This is a genomic window from Mycobacterium sp., from assembly GCF_035499775.1.
In the GTDB taxonomy this organism is placed as follows: domain Bacteria; phylum Actinomycetota; class Actinomycetes; order Mycobacteriales; family Mycobacteriaceae; genus Mycobacterium.
Genome location: NZ_DATJYB010000150.1, coordinates 1 through 4,298, shown reverse-complemented (window position 1 = coordinate 4,298; position 4,298 = coordinate 1). Strand labels below are relative to the sequence as shown.

Sequence of the window (4,298 nt, the reverse complement as noted above, 5' to 3'; positions counted from 1 at the left end):
ACACTGCGGGTGCGTCGGCTCCCGTGCCCAATGCGTCCTCGTAGGAATCCCAGTCGGGAAGCGTTCCGCCCACGACGATGTGCACTTTGACCGCCGCGTTCACGGAGCGGACGTGCGCGGCCAGCTCGGCCATCGTGCAGTCCACAAAGACCGCCTTCGCATCGGAATCGTCGATGACGTAGGCGACTTCGTCCGGAGTGAAGTGCGTGTTGACCGCGGTGTAGTACAGCCCGGAAAGCTGGCAACCCCAGGTGATTTCGAAGAACTCGGGCCGGTTAGGCAGGATCAGCGCCACGCCGTCGCCGCAGCGCAGCCCGGCATCGTGCAGCACCGCGGCGACCCGTTGGCTCCTGGCATACAACTCGCCGTACGAGATCACGTCCCCGTCGATGAGTAGCGCTGGCGACTGCGGAGCCGTGATCGCGTGGTCGGCGATGTTCACCTGCTGGCTCCCGAAAACCTAAGTCGCGGTCGGTGCGCCGTCGGTCTGTGCCGCCGCGGCCGCCTGACGGCGGGCCTGCTCCGACGGCAGCACCTTGTCCTTGAACACCGTCTGGATCAGCTCTTGCACATCCTTGCTGATCGACGCTAGCGCGACCAGGTCATTGGAGCTCTGCCAGTGCACCCGCATGCCCATCAGCTCCCAGGCCCGCTTGAGGTTGGCCTTGGTCGCCAGCAGTGTCGTCATCGGCGCCTGGGCGATATGACGGGCGATCGCGTCGACACGCGCGTCCAGTTGGTCGCGTGGGACGACCTCGTTGACCAGGCCGACCTCAAGCGCCTTCTTGGCGTCGATCACCTCGGCCAGGTACAGGTAGTACGCCGCGCGCCGCCAGTTCATGAAAACCCAGGGCTCAATGGAACATTCACCGGACGGCATGCCGAAGCCCTGCAGCGGCGGGTAGGAGAAGTAGGCGTCCTCGGACGCGATCACGATGTCGGTGGTCAGCCCGTAGTGGGTGCCACCGCCCACGCAGTAGCCGTGCACCTGCGCGATCGTCGGCTTGGAGAACTCCCACAGGTTCAGGATCGGCTTGACGAACAGGTCGGTCTGCGGCTTCCACGGCGTGCCCATGACCTGGGCGGCTTCCACGAAAGACGGGTAATCAACGGAGTTGTTGCCGATGGCGTGGCCCGAGCAGAAGCCCTTGCCGTTGGCCTTCAGGATCAGCACCTTGATGTCGTAGTCGCGGTCCGCGTCCAGCAGCGCCGCGTCGACTTCTTCGGCCAGCTTCTGGTCCTGGGCGTTGGCCTTCTCCGGCCAGTTGAGCGTGACCTTCGCGATCGCGCCTTCCTTTTCGTAGATGATTCTCTCGCGGGTCTCGTTGAGATCCATTTGTGAGTACCTTTCGCTATGGCGGTTTTACGAAGTGATAACGCCGATTTCGGCGCCGATGTCGTAGGTGGTGCCGATCTGGCCCGTCCATTGCACGGTGCCCGACGCGCCGGCTTCGATTTCCTGTTCCACCTTCTCGGTGGCGATCACGTAGATCGGCGTGCCCTCGTCGACATGCTCGCCGGCCTGCACGAGTAAGCCGGTGAGTTCGGCTTCCGAGACCGCCACCGACACCCGCGGGATGCGAATGATGAAGTCAGCCACGCGCTTCCGCCCTCGCTCCGATCTCCAGGGTGCGCTGCGCAGCAGCTACGACGCGCGCCGGCGACGGGTAGACCTGCGCCTCGAGCGCGGCCGCGGCCGGGTTGGGGACGAAGCGGGCGCCGACCCGCCCGATCGGCGCGGCCAGTTCACCGAACAGTTCGGCTTGCAGGATCGCCGCGATTTCGGCTCCCGGGCCGGCGAATTGGACGGCATCGTGCACGATGACGACTCGCCTGGTGCGACGGGCGGATTCGACGATGGTCTCGACGTCCAGGGGAACCAGCGTGCGCAGGTCGACGACTTCGGCGCTGACGCCCTGCTCCTGCAGGGTGGTCGCGGCCGCCAGTGCGTCGTGCACGCTGCGTCCATAGCTGATCAGGGTCACGTCGGTGCCCGGCCGCTTGATGTCGGCCTGGCCCAGGGGAATTGAGAACCCGGGCTCGACCGGTACGGGTCCTTTCTTGCTCTGCAGCCGGATCGTCTCGACGAACAGGCAGGGGTCCTCATCGAAGATCGCGGCCGTCAGTAGGCCTTTGCCGTCGCGCGGGGTGGAGGGCACGATCACCTTCATCCCGGGAATGTGCATGAACCACGCCTCCAGGCTCTGCGAATGCGTGGCGCCGGTGGCCAGCCCGGCGTAGACCTGGGTGCGGATGGTGATCGGCGCCGTCGTGCGCCCACCGGTCATGAATCGCAGTTTGGCGGCGTTGTTGATCAGCTGGTCGGCGGCGATGCCGATGAAATCCATGATCATGATCTCGGCCACCGGCAGCATCCCGTCGATGGCGGCGCCGATCGCCGCGCCGACGATCGCGGCTTCCGAGATGGGGGTGTCCAGGACCCGGTCGTGGCCGTACTTCGTCGACAGCCCTGCCGTCGGGCCCGATGCTCCTGGATCGGCGATGTCCTCGCCGAGCAGAAACACCCTGTCGTCGGCCTGCAGCGCCTGATCCAGCGCGAGGTTCAGCGCCTCGCACATGGTCATCTCTTTCTCGTCCATCTTGTGAATCCTCAGACCGGGAACCCGATTGGCGTTGCGTACACGTCGCGGTCGAGTTCGTCGACCGCGGCGACCTCGGCGCTCATGACTGTGCTCAGCGCGGCCTCCACCGTCTGCCGGGCCTCGGTTTCGATGCGATCCAGCTCCTCTTCGGTGCAGATCCCGGTTTCGGCGAGGTGACCGCGGAACCGTGGCACCGGGTCGGCCTCCATCGCCGCGGCCAGCTGCTCCTTGGGGATGTAGGGCATCCGGTCACCGAAGTAGTGGCCGCGGAAGCGGAATGTTACGCACTCGATGAAGGTGGGGCCTCCACCATTGGAGCCGGCGCGCGCCCGCTGCACTGCCTGGTCCAGTGCGGATTTCACCGCCAGCGGGTCGTTTCCGTCGACGCGAACGCCCGGCATGCCGTAGCCGGCGGCCCGCTCGGCGACGTGTTCGAGCTTCATCGTGTCGTGGGTCGGCGTCATCTCGGCATAGAGGTTGTTCTGGCAGACGAACACCAGCGGCAGATCCCAGAGCGCGGCCATGTTGGCCGCCTCGTGAAACGAGCCGGTGTTGGTGGCGCCGTCCCCGAAGCTGACCACCGTGACGCGGTCCAGGCCTTTGCGTTTGGCGGCCATGGCCAGCCCCACCGCGACCGGCGGCCCGGCGCCGACGATGCCGGTCGAGAGCATCACGCCCTTGTCCGGCTTGGCGATGTGCATGGTGCCGCCTTTGCCGCGGCTGGCGCCGACCACGCGCCCCATCATCTCCCCGTAGATCTCCTCGAGCGGGACACCCTTGCCGATCAGATCGTGCAGCCCGCGATACGTCGTCACCAACTGGTCGTCGGGCCGCAGCGCGACGCCCATCGCGGCGGCGATCGCCTCCTGGCCGCGCGACGGCCAGTACACGCACATGAACTCGCCGGTGCCGATGCCCTTGGACAGCCGGTCGTCGGCCGCCTTCATCAGCACCATCAGCGCGTAGAGCTGACGCTGCACCCCCGGCGGCTCCCCGTTCACCGCTCGCCTCCAGTTCCGTTGCGGTGCAGTCTGATTAGCCTCATCGGAGTCACCCGCCCGACCATGGCTTGACCTTGAGGAAGCCGCCCCCGTCGACGCGCAGTTGCTGTCCGGTGATGTAGCGGGCCGCGTCGGAGGCGAGGAACAGCACGGCCTCGCTGATGTCCTCGGGTTCGACGTAGGGGATCGGCATCGATTGGACCAACGGGAAAATCGGTTCGGCGTCCTCGCGGGTCGGGTTCTTCAGGTCCGGCCGAAACGCCCGGTACATCGGTGCGCTGTGCAACATGTCGGTGTTGACATTCGTCGGGTGCACTGCGTTCATCCGGATGGAGAACGGAGCCAGCGCCCGGGCAAAGTCGTTCACGTAGTGTGCCGCAGCGAGTTTCGCGAAGGCGTAACCTGCCCCGCCGGGGCCGCCGTCGATGCCGGTGGTGTTCATCGAAGACATGAACGCCGCGTTCGATCCGATCACGATGATCGACGCACCCCGTTGCAGATGCTTGAGACTGGTGTGCACGAGGTTGAGCACGCCCCCCAAGTCCACATCCACCGCGTCGGCGAAGGCCTGCGGGGGTAGGCCGGCGGTCAGCGGGCAGATCCCGGCGTTGGCGATCACGACGTCGAGGTGCCCGAGTTCGGCGACGCCGTCGTCGATTGCCTTGGCCAGTGCCGGGCGATCGCGGACGTCCGC

6 protein-coding genes are annotated in these 4,298 nt (G+C 66.3%); all 6 read right to left on the bottom strand.

Annotated features, from left to right (window positions below):
* Positions 1 to 442, bottom strand: a 442-nt coding sequence (locus tag VML93_RS10265) for an AMP-binding protein (RefSeq protein ID WP_325610227.1), incomplete at its 3' end; no start/stop codon positions are given.
* An 18-nt stretch (positions 443 to 460) separates the two neighbouring features.
* The gene (locus VML93_RS10260) at positions 461 to 1,336 is read right to left on the bottom strand and encodes an enoyl-CoA hydratase-related protein (protein WP_325610225.1); all 876 of its coding nucleotides are present in this window, start codon (positions 1,334 to 1,336) and stop codon (positions 461 to 463) included.
* Between the two features lie 27 nt (positions 1,337 to 1,363).
* A complete protein-coding gene (locus VML93_RS10255; RefSeq protein ID WP_325610223.1) occupies positions 1,364 to 1,600 on the bottom strand; it encodes a biotin/lipoyl-containing protein in 237 nt (78 codons plus the stop codon).
* Positions 1,593 to 2,600, bottom strand: a complete 1,008-nt coding sequence (locus tag VML93_RS10250) for an alpha-ketoacid dehydrogenase subunit beta (RefSeq protein ID WP_325610221.1) — start codon at positions 2,598 to 2,600, stop codon at positions 1,593 to 1,595. The genes VML93_RS10255 and VML93_RS10250 overlap by 8 nt, the downstream gene beginning before the upstream one ends.
* Positions 2,601 to 2,611: 11 nt before the next feature.
* Entirely contained in the window at positions 2,612 to 3,559 is a 948-nt protein-coding gene (locus tag VML93_RS10245) for a thiamine pyrophosphate-dependent dehydrogenase E1 component subunit alpha (RefSeq protein ID WP_325610229.1), read from the bottom strand.
* Positions 3,560 to 3,653: 94 nt separating this feature from the next.
* Positions 3,654 to 4,298: SDR family oxidoreductase (locus tag VML93_RS10240; RefSeq protein WP_325610219.1), on the bottom strand; the 645-nt coding region annotated here is incomplete at its 5' end.